This window comes from Rhodococcus sp. 66b (assembly GCF_002076325.1).
GTDB lineage: Bacteria > Actinomycetota > Actinomycetes > Mycobacteriales > Mycobacteriaceae > Rhodococcus_F > Rhodococcus_F erythropolis.
The window spans coordinates 81,518-97,693 of the sequence record NZ_MUZB01000017.1 but is presented as its reverse complement, the minus strand read 5'-3'; the positions used below and the strand labels follow the sequence as shown (position 1 = coordinate 97,693).

The window sequence follows — 16,176 nt, the reverse complement described above, 5'->3', positions numbered from 1 at the left end:
TGTGCAAGCGGCAGCAAACCGGTCCGGCATTACAGGCCTGAACAACGCGCCTGAAACACAGAACTGATGTCAATTATCCAGGATAGGCGCACCCCATTTTTCACCGGTCCACCTGCGACGCTCACTGCAGGTCCGGCGCCCGCCGCCGGGCGAGTTCGATCAGCTCGTCCCTTCGGTCGGTCGCCACCGAGATTTCGCGTCCGTCGTGCAGACGAAAGCGGACCCCGGCGCCGGGTGACGCGAGAATTACCCGCATACCTGGGCCGGTCATTCGATAACCGATTCCGGAGCCCATCCCGATATGTACTGCAGTTGCAGACACAACTTCGTCCCACCGAAATACCTGACGCAGCCCCGGAGACAGCGCGATCGACACTCGTTCGACGTCTGTGGTGATGATCACGCGCACCTTCCACATGTACGCGGCCAACCCGAAGGACAGGACCGCGGACAACACGGCGCCGACGTAGCCCGCCGGGTCGTGTTCCACGATCGCCGCGAACCCGCAGACAATCACCAGGACAATTCCGAGGACGACGCACAATGCGGCCGTCGAACGCCGCAGAAGTGGGCTCAACGAAATGGACTCGTGAACTTCGTGCACAGCACCCCCGCCTCGATCGCCGACAACCCCCGCACCGCGGAACGGCACCGGGAACACGACCATCCCATTACTCGCGCTTTTATAACAAACACGTCACGCACAGCTAGGGTCCAAAGTCGTGACAGACAGTGACGTGGCCACGACCGCACCTCCGGCCTTGCCGACCCCTCAGCGATCCAGCGGACCGAACCGAGCACGGATCGTTGCGATTGTCGCATCGATCCTCGGCATAGTTTTGTGCGGATCAGTGCCGTTCCTGCCGATCGAGCAGGACACAGCCGTCGTCAACTGGCCGCAGGCCGGGTCGACGAAAAGCGTCGAGGCGCCATTGGTCTCGTACACACCGCTGCGCATGGAGGCATCGATCCCGTGCGCGTCGATCAGCGAGTTGGCCGCCACCGGCGGAACACTCGTCTCGACGGCTCCCCCGGGTGCCGCCGATGCGCGCCGCTACGGATTTGTTGCCACTGTCTCCCCCGAATCCGCCGACGCTCCCGCTCGGGTCGACGTTGTCCTGCGCGATCAAGTGCTGCTCTCGACACCCGTTGCTGATCTGCAAACTGGATGCGCACTCACGCTCGCCGCCGAGCCGACCCGAACCACCTTCAGCGCCACCGGTTCCGAACCGCGCGTCATCGAGGGCGACAGCCGACCACAGGTAGTCGGCGTCTTCAGCGACCTCGATTCGGCATCAGCCGGTTTGAACGTCTCGATCGAGGCGGACTCTCGCTTCACGTCGAGTCCGTCGGTGATCAAGACTCTCGCCATGATTCTCGGGGCACTCACGGCTGTCGTGTCCCTCTTCGCGCTGCACCGCCTCGACAACCGCGACGGCCGGGGCACACGCAAATTTCTGCCCGCCCGATGGTGGAAGTTCACCGTCCTCGACGGCGTCGTCGTCGGAACTCTGGTGCTGTGGCACTTCATCGGCGCTACCACCACCGATGACGGCTACCAGTTCACGATGGCCAGGGCCTCCGAGCAATCGGGCTACATGTCCAACTATTTCCGGTGGTTCGCGGTCCCCGAGACCCCGTTCGGAACGCCGTACTACAACATCCTCGGACTCCTGGCGCACGTCAGCACTGCAAGCCCCTGGGTCCGTCTGCCTGCTCTGTTGGCAGGCGTCATCACCTGGCTCGTCATCAGCCGCGAGGTTGCGCCTCGGCTGGGCGCCGCAATTCGCGGAAATCGACTCGCCCTCTGGACCGGCGCGCTTGTCTTCCTTGCATTCTGGCTTCCGTTCAACAACGGACTGCGTCCCGAACCGATCGTTGCTCTCGGCGTCCTGCTGACGTGGTGCTCGATCGAACGGGCCGTCGCGACGAGACGACTTCTGCCGGTCGCAGTCGCGATACTGATCGCCGGATTCACCTTGACCGCCGGGCCTTCCGGCCTCATCTGCTTCGCCGCACTGATCGCCGGAATCCGCCCGATCATGCGCATCATCATCGAACGTGCCCGCACCACCGGTTACGTCGCGGCTGTCGGACCATTGCTGGCTGCCGGACTGTCGATCCTCATCCCCGCGTTCGGCGATCAGAGCCTCGCCGCCGTCATCGAGATGCAACGCGTCCACTCGATCTCGCCGAATCAGCCCTGGTTCGACGAGTACCTCCGTTATCAATACCTCTTCAACATCTCCGTCGACGGTTCTCTGACTCGCAGATTCGGTGTGTTCGTCATGGTTCTGTGCCTTGGCGTCTGCACCGCGATGATGCTGCGCAAGGGCGGCCGGATTCCCGGTTTGGCCGCCGGTCCGTCACGCCGCGTCGTGGGGCTGACGATCGGCGCACTGCCACTGCTGATGTTCTCGCCGACCAAGTGGACGCACCACTTCGGAATCTTTGCCGGACTCACCGCCGTTCTGGCGATGATGACGGCGGTCGCCGTGGGTACAAAACTCCTGCGCTCGCCGCGCAATCGGGCCCTCTTCGCGGCAGCCGTACTGTTTCTCCTGGCCGTCGCATTCACCGGCAGCAACAGCTATTACTACGTGTCCAGCTACAGCGTTCCGTGGTTTGACAAGCCGGTGTCGATCAGCGGACTCGGCGCGAGCACCGTCCTCCTCGGGCTGACGGTGCTGATGCTCGGCGTCGCCGCGTGGTACTTCTTCCGTGAGCCGTACACCGCTGGGAAGGAACCGTCCGCGAAGCACGCTCGACTGCTTGCCATCTCGCCACTGACGATTGCCGCAGGTGCCATGGTCCTCTTCGAGGTGCTGTCCATGGCCAAGGGCGCGGTCACCCAGTACCCGGCCTATTCGGTGGGCCGTGCAAACGTCGACGCCGTTCTCGGCCAACACTGCGGACTCGCCAACGACGTTCTGCTCGAGACCGATCCGAACGCCTCGATGCTGACGCCCCTCTCGGGCAGCGTCGCCACAGCACTCTCCGCCGGTGGGGCTACAGGATTCGATCCGAATGGCGTCGCCTCCGACCTTCGAGCAGACAAGGAAGCCACGGCTACCGGCGGCGCGAACACCGTCGACACCTCCGAGGACACCGCCGGTAACTCGGCCGGAACCGGCGGAGGCGCCGGACAGACCGGGGTCAACGGCAGTTCGGTCGCGTTACCGTTCGGTCTCGACCCGGCGACAACACCCGTCATGGGTAGTTACGGTCAGCCCTCCCCCGGCACTCTGACCAGCGACTGGTACCAACTCCCCGACGTGGGCGAGAACGCCACACGCGGAGACATCATCTCGATTGCAACCGCTGGTCGTGTTCGGTCGGTCGACAAGGACGGAATCGTCACCTACGGCCAGAACGTCGAGGTCGAATACGGAACAGCGCGTGGCGTCGACGATGCCGAAACAGACGCTGTGGAAACACTCGGAAAGATCGCGCCCCTCGACATCGGTCCGGCACCGTCGTGGCGGAACCTGCGTGTGCCGCTGGACCAGATTCCCGTCGAAGCCAACAGCATTCGACTTGTCGTCAGCGACTACGACAGCAAGCCCGACCAATGGGTGGCCGTCACCCCGCCGCGGGTTCCGAAGACCCAGAAGCTCAACGACGTCGTCGGTTCACAGGCGCCCGTCATGCTGGATTGGGCTGTCGGACTGGCATTCCCGTGCCAACGCCCCTTCGATCATCGGGTCGGTATCGCCGAGGTCCCCGAGTATCGGATCCTTCCCGACCATTCCGGCGCGCTCGTGACCAGTGCCTGGCAGGACCACTACGGCGGTGGACCGTTGGGGTGGATCGATCTGCTCCTGACCGCTCAGACCATTCCGTCGTATCTCGACAACGACTGGGCTCGCGATTGGGGTTCGATCGAGAAGTACACACCGATCGATCCGAGTGCAGTGCCCGCCCAGGTCGACGAAGCGACCGTTCAGCGCTCCGGGACGTGGAATCCGGGATCGATGACCATGGTTTTCTGAGCGGAATTTCTGAGCGGATGGGTCACTGAGTGACACGGTCCAGTCGCGGGCGGATCGGACGAAACGCCTGCGACTGGACACTTGTATGACTTAGTCTCCCAGGCATGGGAGCCCTGTCACGGTCTGTTACGCCTGCACTCATGGCACTGACGTGCCTGCTCGGGGCGCTCGCCTTTCCCACTCGCGCCTCGGCGGAGGTACCGGATGACTTCCTCTGGGGCGTTGCCACCTCCGGATTCCAATCGGAAGGTTCGTCGCCGGACAGCAACTGGTCTCGATACTCCGATTCCGGACGAACCCACGACAAGATCGGTGATTCGGTCGACTTCCGGCATCGCTACGCCGAGGACATCGACCGGGCGGCCGATCTGGGATCGAAGGTTTTCCGATTCGGCGTCGAGTGGGCGCGAGTTCAGCCCGCCGCCGGGAGCTGGAACGAGGCCGAATTCGCGTACTACGACGACGTGGTAGCTCACATCCGCGCGCGGGGCATGACTCCGATGATCACGCTCGACCACTGGGTGTATCCGGGATGGGTTGTCGATCAAGGCGGCTGGACAAATCCGAAGACGGAAGCCGATTGGCTGGTCAACGCAGAGAAGGTAGTCGAGCGGTACTCCGGAATCGGAGCGCTGTGGATCACGATCAACGAGCCGACTGTGTATGTTCAGCGTGAATTGACCTACGGCGGAATCGCACTCACCCAGGCACCGTCGATGTTCGATTCATTGGTCCGAGTCCACCGGGCGATCTACGACCGCATCCATGTTCTCGATCCCGGTGCCCGCGCGAGCAGTAATTTCTCCTTCATTCCCGGCGTGTCCGAGGCGATCGATTCGGTATTCACGGATCGGGTGCGCGACAAGCTCGACTTTCTCGGGATCGACTACTACTACGGTGTGGCCCTGAACAATCCGACTGCCGCGTACGCCGCACTCGACGAGTTCTACAACGTCACACCACAACCCGAAGGCCTCTACGACGCATTGATGCGGTACTCGTACAAGTATCCGGAGCTCCCCCTCTACATCGTCGAGAACGGCATGCCCACCGACAATGGAGCGCCGCGCGCCGACGGTTACACACGCGCGAATCACTTACGCGATCACATCTATTGGATGGAACGCGCCCGAGAAGACGGTGCCGACGTGATCGGCTACAACTACTGGTCCATCACCGACAACTACGAATGGGGTTCGTACCGACCTCGATTCGGCCTCTACACGGTCGATGTTCTCGGCGATCCCACTGCGGCGCGAATCCCGACCGACGGCGTCGACGCCTACCGCCGGATCATTCACGAGAACGGCGTCGGGGCCGACTACGTGCCCGTCATGGCCCCGGCTTTCTGCTCGCTCGTCGATCCTCCCCGCAGCTGTACGGCTACTCGATGACGGCCGTTTTCCGAAATTCCTCCACACCTCGTCGTTAGGATGTCCCATGCGAACACTGCGAAATATCGCCGGAACTGCCGCTGCCACGGCTGCCCTGATCCTGGTTGCCGGAGGCGCTGCGACAGCAGCCCCCAACCCGGCCGATTCACCCCGCGAGGCGCAGGCACGCGCCTACATCGACGCCCTGGTCTCCCATGACGTTTCCGATGTTCATTTCGCCCCGGATGCGACGCGCGTCGAAGCCGGACTCAAGACGGGGTTCTCCGGACCACAGATGTCCGCCGACCTCGAAAACGGTATCCAATACCGCGTTATCCAGGGCGTACGAGACCTCGAGATGTCGGAAGCCGGGGACATCGTCTCGACCACCTATCTGCTCGACGCGGGAATCGGTGGCACTCGCCTCATGACCGTGGAGATTCGTGAAACCTTCGAAGTCCGTGACGGTCTCATCCACGACGTCGTCGCCCACATCATCCCAGTGTCTGTGTCCTGACGCGCGCCCGATAGCTACTGGGCGGTGCACCCGAAACTCGGGTGCACATCGCTGCGAAGGCAGCCGGCGTCGAGTATCCGAGTTCAGACGCAACGGCTGTCACACTGGCACCGGCAGAGAGTTTCGGCAGCGCGTGAAGAATGCAGGCACGCTGCATCCACGACGACGCGCTCATCCCCGTTTCCGAGATCAGCAAGCGGTGCAGTGTTCGTTCACTGATGTGGAGTTGCTCGGCCCACCGCGTGGGCGAGTCGTGGATCGACGGGCCGGCGAGATACCGCGTGCACAACGCCCGCAATCCCGGGTGCCGAGGCAGCGGGAGTTCCACAGGTAGGGGCGCAAGATCGCGAAGTTCGTGCAGGATCAGCTGAAATACCGCGGCGCCGCGTCCGTGTGCGGGGAAGTCGTCCTCCGCGTTCAGCTCGACATCCATGTCGACTGCAGCGACGAGCAGCTCACGCAGGAGCGACGATACTGCGACGACTCGGCACCTGACCGGGAACCACGGCGCTGCGGACGGTTCGATGTAGAGGCTTCGCGTGCTGACGCCGTCCATCGTCACTGCATGAGCGACACCGGCGGGAATCATGACCGCATTGGACGGCAGAACCGTCCACTCACCGTCATCGGTTTCGACGTTCATCGCACCGTTCACAGCGAAGAGAAACTGGGCTCGTCGATGTTCGTGGGCGGCCAGCACGTGACCTGGTGGGTAGTCGGTTCCGATTGCGAGAACACCGCGAGGTGAGTGATCGACGTCGTTGATCGAGATGTTGCGCACCGGAGGAACCTACCGAGTCCGTGTCTGATTGACAATGGAACGTGGCGAACCTTCGAATGTGCGCCAGCGGAGAAATCGCTACCGTTCATCAAGTGCTTCACTACGCCCTCATCCTTCTCGCTTTCGGCGCCTTGACCGGAGTCACTACCGTTCTGTTCGGATTCGGTGGCGGGTTTGTCACCGTCCCAGTCGTTTACGCTGCATCCACACTTCGGGCGGACGTCACCGATCCGATGCATGTCGCCGTCGCATCCTCGGCGGCAGTGATGGTGGTCAATTCACTCAGTGCCACAATCGCATTCAGGAAATCAGGACGGCTTCGGGCGGAGTACATCAGACCACTGATGGGCCCCGTCGCAGCCGGAGCAGGCCTCGGAGCGGTTGCGGCAGGTCACGTCGACGACGGCGCCGTTCGGATTCTGTTCGTCCTCTACCTCGTGGTCACAATCCTCGACAGCCTTCTGCGACAAGGGTTTCTGACACCACCTGAACCTCGAGAACATCTTGACCGTCACGGCGTCCGCGCTGTCGGGATAGGCATCGGCGCCGTCGCAAGTTTCCTCGGAGTCGGCGGGAGCGTCATGACGGTTCCGATGATGCGTCGCGGCGGAGTTCCGATGGCCGACGCCGCCGCGAGCGCCAACCCGTTGAGCTTGCCTGTCGCCGTCGTCGCGACTGCGGTGTACGCGGCCTCATCAGGGCACAGCACCGCCTCGGATCTGTCAGCGGGCAGAGTCGGCGCAATCGACCTTCTCGCCGTTTGCGCGTTACTGGCCGGCTCTCTACCTGCGATTGCACTGAGCCGGCGAATTGTCGGCGCCATCCCGGACCGGATCCATGCCGCCGCCTACATCGCTCTACTCGCAGTAGTCACGGCGGTGATGATCGCGGCTTAGCGGACGGCGTACCGCAGATAGATGACGCCGCCGTCGAAGGTTTTCTCTTCGAGCAGCTGCAGGTCCAGTCGCCCGCGCGGAAGGGCAGGCAATCCGCCTCCTACGCTGACCGGGCAGACGAACAGTCGGCATTCGTCGACCAGCCCCGCCGCGAATGCACTTGCAGCGATCGTCGGCCCGCCGATCGAGATATCTTGTACCGCTTCGCTCTCGAGCGCACGAACGGCGTCGGCGTCGAAGTCCCGGGAAATCGTTGTGCGCGCCGTCGACACCTCGTTCAGCGTCGTGGAGTACACGATTTTATCGATGCCACCCCAGATCTGAGCGAACTCGACTGTCGCCGCCTCGATTCCGGCAAACTCGTCCGGCACCGAAGAACCTACCGATGCGGAAGTACCTTGAAGGTCCTCGTGTGCCGTTGTCTCCCAGGGAATCATCGTCTCCCAGGGAATCATCGTCTCGTACATCCGGCGCCCGAGCAGGTACGTGCCGACTCCCCTCTCGAGCTCGTTGACGAACGAATGGACCTGCGCGTCGGGAACCGCCCAGTCGAAGTTCCCCTGCTCATCAGCCACATACCCGTCGATCGAGCAGATCGCCGAGTAGATCAGGCTCACCATCGGTCCACGTGCAGCACGTTGTCGACCGGTTCACGGGCGGCGGGTTTGAACGTCTCGCCGGTGAAGTACGCCGTCGGGATAAGCGCCGCCTGATGGAATCCGGCCGGAATACCCAGCAGCTCGGCAACTTCCGCTTCACGCTGCAGGTGCAATGTCGTCCACGCCGTACCGAGTCCACGTGCCCGTGCGGCCAGAGCGTAACTCCACGCGGCCGGGAGTAGAGAACCCCACAGACCGGCCTGGTTCCCCTCCGGCAACGTCTTACCCGCCTTGATGCACGGAATGAGAAGAACCGGCACCTCGCCCATGTGCTCACCGAGCCACGCGACGCTGGTGCCTACTCGCTGTTGGATCGGCGCGCGATCGGGATCATCGGGGAAGAGTTTTGCCGCCGAACCGTGAGAAGCAAGGTACTCGTCGGTGACTTCCTTGTAGATCTGCCCGACTGCTGCACGCAGTGCCGGATCGGTCACCACCATCCACTGCCACCCCTGGCGATTCGAACCGGAGGGCGCCTGCAGGGCGATCTGGAGGCATTCCTTCACCAGGTCCAACGGCACGGGACGGGTCAGATCCAGACGCTTTCGAACCGTCCGCGTTGTGGTCAGTAATTCGTCGGGTGTCAGGTCGAGTACGGGATACGACGTCATCTCCCGATCATTGCACTGTCGCGAGCAGTGAGCAGGACAGTCCGTCTACACTTTTCTGATCCCGTGCGTGCTGGTTGTCGGGAGTATTCCCCGATCAAAGGACTTTCGACATGAGTTGGCACGTCTGGTTGGCGTTCTTCGGAGCAAGTTGGGTGATCAGCCTGTCACCGGGGGCCGGCGCCATTGCGTCGATGTCGTCAGGGCTTGCCTACGGCTTGCGGCGCGGATACTGGAACATCTTCGGGCTGCAGTTGGGATTGCTGCTGCAGATCGGAATTGTCGCGGCCGGGGTCGGTGCAATTCTCGCCAGTTCGACCGTGGCTTTTTCCTTGATCAAGTGGTTCGGTGTGGCATACCTCGTCTACCTGGGAATCAGGCAGTGGCGATCGGCGCCCACCGAGGTGGAGACCGACGAGGCAACCGCGAGCAGTTCGGGCCCGATGATGATGCTTCGCGGTTTTCTCGTGAACGCGAGCAACCCGAAGGCCGTCGTTTTCATGCTCGCTGTGCTCCCACAGTTCCTGGACCCGTCGGCACCGCTGCTTCCGCAGTATCTGATCATCGCCGCCACGATGTGCGCAGTCGACGTGATCGTGATGACCGGATACACCGGGCTGGCCGCACGAGTGCTCACCCTGATGCGATCCCCCAAACAGCAGCGAACCACCAATCGAGTGTTCGCCGGCCTGTTCTTCGGAGCCGCCGGCTTCCTCTCGAGCATCGGGCGTGCAGCAGCTTGATCGGTCACACGGCTTGATCGGTCACAGACCTGCAATCAAGTTGACGACGGACGCCACGATCACCGAACCGAACAGATACGACAGCAATGCGTGGCCGAGCGCCATCGCGCGCATGTCCGACGACTTCAAGTTGGTGTCGGAAATCGCGAAGCTCATCCCGACCGTGTACGCCACGTAGGCGAAATCGCTGTACCGCGGCGGTTCTTCCTGATTGAAATCGATTCCGCCGTCGGGGCCCGAGTAGTACAGCCGCGCATAGCCGAGGGCGAACAGCGTGTGGACCGCCAGCCACGAGATCACGACGCTGCCTACTGCAACCGATGCCGCCACGACTTGGTAGTGATGTCCGTCGGGTGCCGCCAAGAGCAGGAACGCGATACCGACCAGGCTCGCGACGGCAGCGCCGAGAATCAGCAGGTGTGCGACGTTGCGAGCCGGTTCTTCCCGCGTTGCGTGGCTCGCGGTGAGCGTCGCATCGAAGGGCCAGACCAGAATCCACGTCCACACCGTGAACACCATCGCCGCGACATCCCAGCCGATCAGGAAAGCGAACCGGGGGTAGCCGACCAACGCCGTGACGACGCCTGCAGCGACACCGAGCACCAGACCTGTCGACACTCTCAGCGCTGGCCCGGCACCCAGCTCACTCCGCGGAACCGGGTTGATCGGAAGGTCGTGCGATCGATCGTTCACGGGCTCAGTCAACCACCGTTCGCAATGAGACGGTGGTTACGCCGCAAGGTAATCGAGAAGCAGGCGTGTCAGGCGTTGCACGTGTCGACCAAAGGCTTGCCGTTGAATCTGTCCAGCACGTACTGCAATCCGACACCGAAGTCCGCTACGGCCGGCGCGAGGTGATTGTTACCGCTCCCCGGATTCACTGCAGGCAGGGTGTCGGTGAACAACGTCGCCTCGGCCCCGCGCGCGCACCAGTCCTGAACCAGGCGCCGGGTTTGCTCGTACGGGATGAAATCGTCGTTGAGCGCTCCGTTGACCAGAATCGGCGAGGCCGGGGTTCGCCGCCCGATGCGTTGTTCCTCGATCACCTGCTGGATCTCCGGTACCGATTCCACCACGTCGGCAAGTGGCCGGCCGTCCGTGGTCCACGACGCCGTCGACTGCTTCCCGTACTTGGTTCGGGAATCGATGAGGCATTGCCCGGCGACGTCGGCGAGCACGGACCGGCCGTAGTCGTTGAGTCGAGATTCGATCGGCTCTCGGGCGGCGGGATATCGGTCGAGGACGCCGTTGATCGTGTAGCCGATCGCGGCCATCAGGCCGGTACCGTCGATATGACGCAGAACGCTTGCCAGGTCTGCCGGGGGCGCGCTCGCGTAACTCCCGACCAGATTCAACTCAGGCGCGTATTCGGGTGCCAGTTCGGTTGCAGCGGCAGTGGCGCCGCCGCCCTGCGAATGGCCCCACAGCGCTATCGGATCGTCCTCTCCTGCCTTCGCCAAGGCTCGGGCAGCGCGTGCACCGTCCAACATCGCGTGGGCTTCCTCGGCGCGATTGACGTAGGTATGGATACCGGGTGTTCCGAGTCCGATGTAGTCGGTGACAAACACGCGAACGCCCTGGGCTAGGAATGCGAAAGCAAATGCGGACTCGTAGTTGACACCGACACTGTCCACACCGGCACCGTAGTTCGACGGATTCCCGGGTTCCGCCAGGCGGAGTTGACCGGCAGTGGGGAACATCCTCGACGGCGCGCACTGATCACCTTGGCCCTGCGTGCCCGGACCGATCACGACCGTCGGGCGCGGGCCCGCGCCTGACCACGGGGCAGCCGGCTCCAGGTATGAGCCCGACACAGCAACATTGGATCCGTGGGTGTCGGTACTCGAATACAGGATCCGGGTCCCCACACCAGGCACTCCGCCGACGGCACCGGCCAGCGGCAGCGGTTCCGTCCGAATCACCGAGCCCGGATCACCGACGTCGCCCGGAATCGCGTCGTAGAAATCGTTCACAGGTTCGGCGTTCGATATCGGTGTGAACAGTAGCGAGGTCGACAACAGCGCCGATACCGCAACGGCCGAAATCTTCAGTGCCGCGAGGACAACCTTCCGGGTGCTCATGGAAATCCAACGTATAGGCCTCAGTCGACGCGCGGACCGGTTTCGATCTGCGGGACTTCAATCGATCGATACCAACTGCTACGCGAGCGGGCCATGCCACTGGCCCCCCGATCCCCTGGTTTCACGGCCAGGACCTGATGAATCGTAAGCCTGTGCGGCTCCTCGAAACCCAGGGCACTGGCAGCGAGATACAGCAACCAGGTACGCACGCGGGGAGCACCGACCTGTAGGACCGATGCGTCCCAGTTCTCGCGAAGGTTCTGTACCCACGCGCGCAGCGTCAAGGCGTAATGCTCGCGCAACGCCTCGCTGTCACGCGTCTCGAAACCTGAAAGTTCGAGCGCATCAATGGTTTTGCTCAGCGGAAGGATCTCACCGTCCGGGAAGATGTACCTGTCGATGAAACTGCGTCCGTCATCGACGTTGTCCGACAAAGACTTCACCGCCGCGATGGCGTGATTGAGCAGAAGACCCTGTGGCGCGAGCAGGTCGAAGAGTTTTGCCGTGTACACCGGCAAATTGGCCAGGCCCACATGCTCGGACATGCCGATGCTCGAAATCGCGTCGTACGGGCCGTCGTCGACGTCGCGATAGTCCTGCACCCGAATCTCGATACGATCGGCCAAACCCGCGTCGGCAACTCGTCCCTTGGCGTACTCGACCTGCTCGTTGCTCAGTGACACTCCGACGACGTCGACGCCGTAGTTCTGGGCAGCGTGCAGTGCCATCGATCCCCAGCCACAACCGACGTCGAGCAGTCGCATTCCCGGCTTCAGATCGAGCTTGCGGCAAATCAGATCCAGCTTCGCGTACTGAGCAGCTTCGAGGGATTCGACCCCTTCCGGCCAGTACCCGCACGAATAGACCATGCTCGGCCCGAGAAACATTTCGTAGAAGCGGTTCCCGACGTCGTAGTGATGGGAGACCGTGGCCGAATCGCGTGATTTACTGTGCCGCTTGCCTCGCTTACGACGCATCTCGATCGACGGAGGCGATGGCGGTGGACCCACCGCCCCCAAGCCGGCGAAAGTACCGGCGGCGCGCACCAGTGAGCGCAACGGCAACGCCGACAAACGATTCTCACCGAGCCGCGTGACCAGATCCGGGACATCGAGGAGCGCAAAGATATCGCCGTCTACGTCCAGATCGCCGGACACGTATGCCCTCGCCAGCCCCAATTCGTTGGGAGAGTACAGGACTCGACGTAGGGCACGCCGATTCCGGAAATGTACCCGCGCAGCGGCGTCCGGCGGACCTGCCTCCGAACCGTCCCAACATCGCACGCGAACCGGAAGCGGAACCCCGATCACTTCCTCGAAAACCGTCAAAATCTTGGTCGCGGCACCAGTCACAGATCAACCCCTCCGACAAAGATGGTTAGCCGATGACAGAAAACTTACGCCCGATTCGCGAATCTTTCGCGCCATTTGTCCGAGTCTTGGGCAGTGTTCACCGCAGTTTCGGTATTCATCGAGGTTTCGGTATTCATAGCGGTGTCAGGGCTCCACCAGCCCGGCGAGGAATTCCACCAGCAGTCTCTTAGTCACCTCACGTGGCAGCGATTCCACTGCCGCGAGGACGGCCGCCATGTCCAAGGGAGAATCAGCAGAACCCCGAGGATCCAGCCCCGCCGACCTCAAAGCTGCCGCGACAGCGTCACTTGGCAACGCAAGAACATCGGCGACGGTGACATCGCCACGTTCGAATGCTCCGGCCAACTCTGCCAGTGCCGGCGGCGCCTCGGCTGCCGCCAAGCCGCGAACGTCGTCGGCACCGAGGACGAGCGCATTGGTCAACTCGCCGAGCACCGACTCGGTCACCGGGGTGACGGTGAGGTGGGTTGTTCGAGGCAATACAGTTCCGTCAGGTTGCGTCGACGCCGGCTGCCCTTGAAGGACGAAGCCGCGGGCACCGACAGCGCTTACCCAGCGATGCGGATCGACTCGACGTTCGAGGGGCACCGAACCATCGGTGGCGACCGCGAACAGCGGCCCCACCGGCGAGCCCACGACGCGAAGCCCGTCGATGCTCTGGACCGTCTCGATCAGCGCACGGGTGGCCCGCTGCGCCCGGGACACCAGTTCGGCGTACCCCGATTGCCCGAGAACTTGCGAAATCGCCCACGCTCCGGCCAGAGCAGCAACGGATTTGGAACCGAGAAGCGTGGGATTGACCACCGGATACCCCGGCCAGTCCGTGAGCCCGAAATACTGCTTGCGATGCAGGTCACGCCCGCGGTGCAGCAAGACCGAGACGCCCTTGGGTGAGTATCCGTACTTGTGGAAGTCGACCGACATGCTGGTGACACCGGGCACCTGGAAATCCCAGGGCGGCAGATCACCCCACCACGGCAACGCAAGCCCACCGATGCAGGCGTCGACATGTAATGGAATCGAATGTGCACGAGCAACTTCCGCGACGTCGGCGATCGGGTCGAGCGCCGCGAACGGGTAATTGGGCGCCGAGACGACGATCAGAACCGTGTCCTTCCGAACTGCCGTCGCAATATCTTGTGCGCCCACGCGCCCCGACGTGGGATCTACGGGTACCAGGATGAGTTCCAGTCCGAGTAGGTGCGCTGCCTTGTGGAAAGCGGCGTGCGCGGTGGTCGGAAGAACCAGCGAACCCTCACCCGGCGGGAGCCCGCGGAAGTCGCGAGCTGCCTTGACGGCCAACACACAACTCTCCGTTCCGCCGCTGGTGACATTTCCGACGACTACTCCTCCGGTGTCTGTGTCTGTGTCTGTATCGGTATCTGCGGCTGGGTCTGAAGCTCCATGGAGGAACTCGCGAGCGAACGCAACCAACTCACGCTCCATCACCGCCGTGGACGGGAACACCGTCGGGTCGAGACCGTTGACCGGCTGAACCAATCGAGCTGCGTCCGCTGCCAACTCGTCGAGGGCTGCGAGACCGCTGTCGTACACGTACGACAGAACCCGGCCTCCGTGCGTCGGGGCGTCCTGCTCACGAAGCGAACGCAGCCGAGTCAAGATGTCGGCCGCCCTCTTCTCGAGGTTCGTGCTCTCGACGATCTTGCCCTGAAGTTCCTCGGCCTGAGTGGAACTCATCGTTCACCTACGTTCTCGTGAGTGGATTCTTGTTCAGTGCGGTAATTCCGCAATACGACCAGGCTGATCGCAACCAGGATCGCCGGCACGACCGAGAAGCCAAGGGCTATCCCGGTCAGCGCTGATTCCGGTTGCACGACAGTCTCGCCCGCAGTTTTCGAAACGAAGCCGGTCACCGCGAGTACACCCAAGAACACCGCGGGCCCCAGAGCAAGGCCTGCGGTTTCCGAGGCTGTCCAGATACCACTGAGCGAACCACCACGTTGGCGTCCACCGATTCGCGCGTCGTCCTCGATGACGTCAGGAAGCATCGCCAACGGGAACACCTGCATGCCGGCATATCCGACGCCGGCAAGGGCGACTGCACCGTAGATCCACGAACCGGCGTTGACAGCCGCAAGGGTCAACAACGCCGTCGCGACGACAAACAGAACCGAGGACACGACGTAGCCGCGAAGCTTTCCGTACCGATGCGAGAACCGGTACCACAGCGGCATGACGACGAGAGCTGGTCCGACGAGTGCAACGAACAGACCGGTGAGCGCGCCTTCGCTGCCCATCACATAGGTCGCCAGATATTGCGCACCCGCCAACATCACAGCGGTGGCAAGTGCTTGGAGCACGAAGACGATGACCAGCAATCGGAACGCGCGGGTGCGTCGTATCGCGTCGAACCCGTCCCGGTACTGCGAGAGCAACGAGCCGACCGGCGCGTCCGCGTGAGTCACCGTGTGGCGCGCCGCTCCGCGAACTGCCCAGATCATTGCCCCACACATCAGCGCCGACACCCCGATCGCCATGACCAGATAACCGCGTGCTCCACCCCCGGCAGCGTCGCGAACTTCCGGTCCACCAGCGCCGATGACCAGAATTGTCAGGGCCAACACCGCAATTCGAACCGATACCAAACGAGTGCGTTCGTGGTAATCGCCGGTCAACTCGGTCGGCAACGCGATATATGGAACCTGAAAGAGGCTGTAGGCACTGGCCGCGAGCAGGAAGAAGACGAGCACCCACAACGCCCCGACTCCGGGGCCCGCAGACACGGGGGCTGAGAACGTGAGAATGAAGAGCAACGGCAGTCCCAGAGCGCCTGCGAGCATGAGTGGCACTCGCGTACCAGTTCGATGAGAGCTTCGATCGCTGATCGACCCGATCAGCGGATCGATCAGGACGTCGGCGATTTTCGGGACAATGACCACAAGCGACGCGAGCGCCGCGGCCACGCCGAGCGTATCGGTCAGGTAGTACGCCAGTACCAGACCTGGAAGCACACCGAATCCACCCGTGCCGACACTTCCCGCTGCGTATCCGGCCACCACGCCGCGCGAAAGCCTGTCAGGCGATCTACCTTCACGAAGACGTACCGGTTTGTCTGTAGTCACCGTCCACACACTAATGTCACGACTCCGTACCGCGAGGGCAAAAGAATCTCGATGACCAGAAGTCGCTCAC

The 16,176-nt window shown here is 62.7% G+C and carries 14 protein-coding genes; 5 read left to right on the top strand and 9 right to left on the bottom strand.

The annotated features are described in order from the left end of the window. Positions 1-121 precede the first annotated feature (121 nt). A complete protein-coding gene (locus B0E55_RS26600) occupies positions 122-667 on the bottom strand; it encodes a hypothetical protein (RefSeq protein WP_019748778.1) in 546 nt (181 codons plus the stop codon). A gap of 55 nt (positions 668-722) precedes the next feature. Here B0E55_RS26600 and B0E55_RS26595 point away from each other — a divergent pair, with 55 nt between their 5' ends. The 3 genes from B0E55_RS26595 (at position 723) to B0E55_RS26585 (ending at position 5,882) form a co-directional block, all read left to right on the top strand. Next, positions 723-3,992, top strand: a complete 3,270-nt coding sequence (locus B0E55_RS26595; RefSeq protein WP_406682341.1) for an arabinosyltransferase domain-containing protein — start codon at positions 723-725, stop codon at positions 3,990-3,992. A gap of 140 nt (positions 3,993-4,132) precedes the next feature. Beyond that, the gene (locus B0E55_RS26590) at positions 4,133-5,386 is read left to right on the top strand and encodes a glycoside hydrolase family 1 protein (RefSeq protein ID WP_080910823.1); all 1,254 of its coding nucleotides are present in this window, start codon (positions 4,133-4,135) and stop codon (positions 5,384-5,386) included. Between the two features lie 46 nt (positions 5,387-5,432). Beyond that, positions 5,433-5,882, top strand: coding sequence for a hypothetical protein (locus B0E55_RS26585; RefSeq protein WP_020969792.1), 450 nt, complete (start codon positions 5,433-5,435; stop codon positions 5,880-5,882). Here the strand turns inward: B0E55_RS26585 and B0E55_RS26580 are convergent. Continuing rightward, the gene (locus tag B0E55_RS26580) at positions 5,860-6,663 is read right to left on the bottom strand and encodes an AraC family transcriptional regulator (protein ID WP_080910822.1); all 804 of its coding nucleotides are present in this window, start codon (positions 6,661-6,663) and stop codon (positions 5,860-5,862) included. The two genes, B0E55_RS26585 and B0E55_RS26580, sit on opposite strands and share 23 nt — an antisense overlap. A 92-nt stretch (positions 6,664-6,755) precedes the next feature. Here B0E55_RS26580 and B0E55_RS26575 point away from each other — a divergent pair, with 92 nt between their 5' ends. Continuing rightward, positions 6,756-7,559, top strand: coding sequence for a sulfite exporter TauE/SafE family protein (locus B0E55_RS26575; RefSeq protein WP_037120385.1), 804 nt, complete (start codon positions 6,756-6,758; stop codon positions 7,557-7,559). On the opposite strand, the gene B0E55_RS26570 is transcribed toward B0E55_RS26575, so the two are convergent. Together B0E55_RS26570 and B0E55_RS26565 are read right to left on the bottom strand one after the other, a co-directional pair. Next, on the bottom strand, positions 7,556-8,179 hold the full coding sequence (locus tag B0E55_RS26570; protein WP_029255511.1) for a dihydrofolate reductase family protein: 624 nt from the start codon (positions 8,177-8,179) through the stop codon (positions 7,556-7,558). The two genes, B0E55_RS26575 and B0E55_RS26570, sit on opposite strands and share 4 nt — an antisense overlap. Then, positions 8,173-8,829 carry a nitroreductase family protein gene (locus B0E55_RS26565; protein WP_042952053.1) on the bottom strand — a complete coding sequence of 219 codons (657 nt, stop codon included), beginning with the start codon at positions 8,827-8,829 and terminating at the stop codon, positions 8,173-8,175. Before B0E55_RS26565 ends, B0E55_RS26570 begins: the two co-directional genes overlap by 7 nt. A 110-nt stretch (positions 8,830-8,939) precedes the next feature. On the opposite strand from B0E55_RS26565, the gene B0E55_RS26560 reads away from it, so the two are divergent. Then, on the top strand, positions 8,940-9,569 hold the full coding sequence (locus B0E55_RS26560; protein ID WP_020908008.1) for a LysE family transporter: 630 nt from the start codon (positions 8,940-8,942) through the stop codon (positions 9,567-9,569). Positions 9,570-9,590: 21 nt separating this feature from the next. On the opposite strand, the gene B0E55_RS26555 is transcribed toward B0E55_RS26560, so the two are convergent. The 5 genes from B0E55_RS26555 to B0E55_RS26535 all read right to left on the bottom strand — a co-directional run bounded on the left by B0E55_RS26555 (position 9,591) and on the right by B0E55_RS26535 (position 16,115). After that, positions 9,591-10,262, bottom strand: a complete 672-nt coding sequence (locus B0E55_RS26555) for a DUF1345 domain-containing protein (RefSeq protein WP_020908009.1) — start codon at positions 10,260-10,262, stop codon at positions 9,591-9,593. Between the two features lie 68 nt (positions 10,263-10,330). Further along, a complete protein-coding gene (locus B0E55_RS26550; protein ID WP_080910821.1) occupies positions 10,331-11,650 on the bottom strand; it encodes a lipase family protein in 1,320 nt (439 codons plus the stop codon). Positions 11,651-11,670: 20 nt separating this feature from the next. After that, entirely contained in the window at positions 11,671-13,002 is a 1,332-nt protein-coding gene (locus B0E55_RS26545; protein WP_080910820.1) for an SAM-dependent methyltransferase, read from the bottom strand. 144 nt (positions 13,003-13,146) lie between these two features. Continuing rightward, entirely contained in the window at positions 13,147-14,721 is a 1,575-nt protein-coding gene (locus tag B0E55_RS26540) for a pyridoxal phosphate-dependent decarboxylase family protein (RefSeq protein WP_198538458.1), read from the bottom strand. Continuing rightward, complete coding sequence (locus B0E55_RS26535) at positions 14,718-16,115, bottom strand: MFS transporter (protein WP_198538457.1); 1,398 nt, start codon at positions 16,113-16,115, stop codon at positions 14,718-14,720. Before B0E55_RS26535 ends, B0E55_RS26540 begins: the two co-directional genes overlap by 4 nt. Positions 16,116-16,176: the final 61 nt, after the last annotated feature.